This is a genomic window from Allobosea sp. P4_E12 (genome assembly GCF_056401655.1).
In genome coordinates this window covers 1-2768 of the sequence record NZ_JBFUIY010000111.1, presented here as the reverse complement: position 1 = coordinate 2768, position 2768 = coordinate 1, and the positions used below count along the sequence as shown (strand labels likewise).

Annotated in this window: 4 protein-coding genes; 1 reads left to right on the top strand and 3 read right to left on the bottom strand. The window is 58.7% G+C overall.

The genetic code is table 11. The features are described from left to right. On the top strand, positions 1–214 hold a 214-nt coding region (locus AC1DW9_RS36475; protein WP_476855400.1), incomplete at its 5' end, for a hypothetical protein. Positions 215–423: 209 nt separating this feature from the next. On the opposite strand, the gene AC1DW9_RS36470 is transcribed toward AC1DW9_RS36475, so the two are convergent. From AC1DW9_RS36470 to AC1DW9_RS36460, 3 genes are all read right to left on the bottom strand, one after another. Then, positions 424–669 (bottom strand): hypothetical protein, encoded by a 246-nt coding sequence (locus tag AC1DW9_RS36470; RefSeq protein WP_441509168.1) that lies wholly within the window; start codon positions 667–669, stop codon positions 424–426. A 64-nt stretch (positions 670–733) separates the two neighbouring features. After that, the gene (locus AC1DW9_RS36465; protein ID WP_441509167.1) at positions 734–1222 is read right to left on the bottom strand and encodes a CYTH domain-containing protein; all 489 of its coding nucleotides are present in this window, start codon (positions 1220–1222) and stop codon (positions 734–736) included. A gap of 1293 nt (positions 1223–2515) precedes the next feature. Beyond that, a partial coding sequence (locus tag AC1DW9_RS36460) for an outer membrane protein (protein WP_476855399.1) occupies positions 2516–2768 on the bottom strand: 253 nt, incomplete at its 5' end.

Below are 2768 nucleotides of genomic sequence, written 5' to 3'. Positions count from 1 at the left end.
CCAGATGCTGACGCGCGATGAAATCTGGATCTTGCACCTGTTTCGGCCAGACAGGGGCTGCGTCGAATTGCGGCCGGGCAAGGCGCGCGAGGAACTGATCCGGAAAGGTCTGATCGAGTGGACGCCCGCGCCAGCGTGGGTGGGCGTCAACACCTACGCGCTCACTGAGCGCGGACGGACGATCATGGGCGTCCTGCCGAAGTCGGCAGACTGATTAGCTGAGAAGATTAGGGCGAAGAAGCCGAGTTGAAGGCGACCGATCAAAGTCAGCTTTCAAACCGACATCGAAAGGGCAGAATCGACCCCATGTGAGACATTCGCGGCCAAGCAAGCCGAGGGTGAGGTTGGCCTTTTCCGGACATCTAGGATGTCCGCTTCTGGGCAATCAGCCCAGAGGGCCGCGTCGGAGGGCACTGTCACCACTTAACGCGGCGAATGCTGCCCCTGCTCGGCAGCTCGCTTGGCTTTCGCTGGGCGTGTCGACTTCTTCTCTTCAGCCGCGTCAGACTCGACCTGCTCAATCATTATCGCCAGCGCAGCAAGGGTAATTTCCTTCTTCTTAGCGTCGGGATGCTTCTTGCGAATGGCAGAGAGCAATTCACTCGGATCGCGATAATGATGAGCAAGCTTAAGTATGGTCCTGCCGATTTCTTCATTATTCGAAGCCATGATACCCTCCTGCTCTTGGCTCTATAGAAGGATCCTTCTGCGCCGATAGCGACAGCGCACGAGCTTAGATTGAGGCATAACCGAACTCTCTACCGTTCTTCAGGCGCTTCTGAAACCGCGTCTTCTTGTATTTGGGGTCATTCGTCACTTCCGGGCCGACCCAGGTCGGTAATTCTACAACTTGGCCTTCATGTTCCAACTCGATTTCGGCAATCACGAGACCTTCCAAAGCAGCCTCGTAAACATCGACCATCCATGTCAGGCCGTCATAGGGCACAAGGAAGCGCGTCTTTTCAATAACCTGCCCATTGCAAAGCGTACTCAGCATCTCCTCGGCATCGGCACAGGAAATTTCATATTCGTACTCAGAGCGCGTGGCGCCAACCCGGGGGCCTTTGATCGTCAACCATGCTCGGTTTGCTCCAAGACGAACGCGGACCTTTCCGCCACCGAATTGAGCCAACAGTCCATCACGCAGGTGCTGCTCACTCTTAACCACGCTCCGCCACTGATCGCCCGTTACAAGGAACTTTCGCTCAATTTCAACGTGCATATCGCAACCCTACCGGCGGTCGTTGCGAGAGGACGGGCGTCTACCGCCCGTGTAACGCAAAGCTAGTGTAGGCGCCCTATAAGAGAGCGCCATTCATGTGTGAGTAAAGAAAAAATAGAAATACCGCGCGCCTATGCCGCGAGTGCTGGCCGCGCTCGCCATCCGGGGCTCCGATAGATTGGGACCGGTGTATCGGTAGCGCCCCGGTGCAAAACAACGCCACGCGACGCGTGGCGCGTCCAGTGGGATGTCCGCTTCTGGGCTCCAGGCGAATGTCTGCAATGGCGCGGTCCAACCCTGCGCCGTGACGCCCGCGACCTTCCGCTCACCACCCTTCTCAGACCATGGCGAAGTCCGCTTTGCGGCAAGCTCGCCAATGTCAGGTTTCGAGCGAGCACCTGATCACCGCTCTCGACCCGTCTGAGACATTTGAAGATCAGTCTCTGGCTACCGGGCTCGGTCCCATTCCCGACGCTGACTGCGCCCGCTTTCGGGCCAACCCAGCCTTCGTTTACCTCAGCCTCAGCCTTATTCTCTCAGAGAGCATCCACTCTTGACCCCAGAGTTGACAAGTGGCGGCGCGGCTTCGCCGTCCGACCGGAGCCAGCGGCCTGCTAGTCGCGCGGTTATTTGAGCAGCATTGGGAGGATGGCAAGTGCGGCGAGAGCAAGCACGACCCCGATGCGTAGCCAGATAGCTCTGCGGTTACTCCTCATAAGCATACAACGCTCCCCACGCAACGTTGAACTAGCATGGCAAGTCGCTGCCGACCTGCCTCCCAGCGACGGAGCAAGCCAAGTCCAGAAGTCATCATGGACCCGCCCTTGCGTGGCGCAAGATGCGTTGAGGTTACCGGGGCGTGTCCATTGTCACGACTCCGTCAGCGAGGGGCGTTGTCGTCTCGGGCTGGCCGATTAATGATCGCCCACGCTGATAATCAGGGATGACTCGAACGTGCCGATACTGGTGTGTTTGCGCGACGGCAATGAGCCGTCGCGCAAATCATTCAGCCCTTCGTGACGATTGGCGTCGCAACCGGCGGGGGCGCCTTGCCTTTGCCCTTGCCGACTCCAACGCAGCCGCCTGCCGCAAGCAAAGCGATCGATACAATAACAATAGCCGACTTCGTCATGTGTTGACCCTCGAAAATCGTTGCTACTTTGTTTGATAGAACTTGCTCCGTAACAACGTTTGGTAAAACAGCGGGCAACCGTCCTACACGATGCCGCTGCAACGACCTCCAGCGGTCCCGCCTATTTCCAGCAGGACCGCAGGAGTTCCATTCGCCGCGCGTCAGAACTTGTAGTTCACGCCGACGCGAACGATCCCGCCGCCGCCGCCGCCACTGGTGGTGGCGGTGTAGATTCCGGCCGGGAGCACGCCGCCCGCGGGGTTTTGGAAGACCCGGGTCTGTCGGCCCTCGCCGGTATCGACGTAGAGACCTTCGAGCTTGACGGTCCAGTTATTGGTGAAGGCGTATTCGACGCCGCCGCCGATGGTCCAGCCGGCATTGCTCGTCGTGTTGCCGGTCAGCGGGTTGCTGTTC

What these genes read in the sequence shown, in the direction of transcription:
- AC1DW9_RS36470 (WP_441509168.1), bottom strand. Translation starts at nt 669, where the DNA reads ATGGCTTCGAATAATGAAGAAATCGGCAGGACCATACTTAAGCTTGCT.
- AC1DW9_RS36465 (WP_441509167.1), bottom strand. Translation starts at nt 1,222, where the DNA reads ATGCACGTTGAAATTGAGCGAAAGTTCCTTGTAACGGGCGATCAGTGG.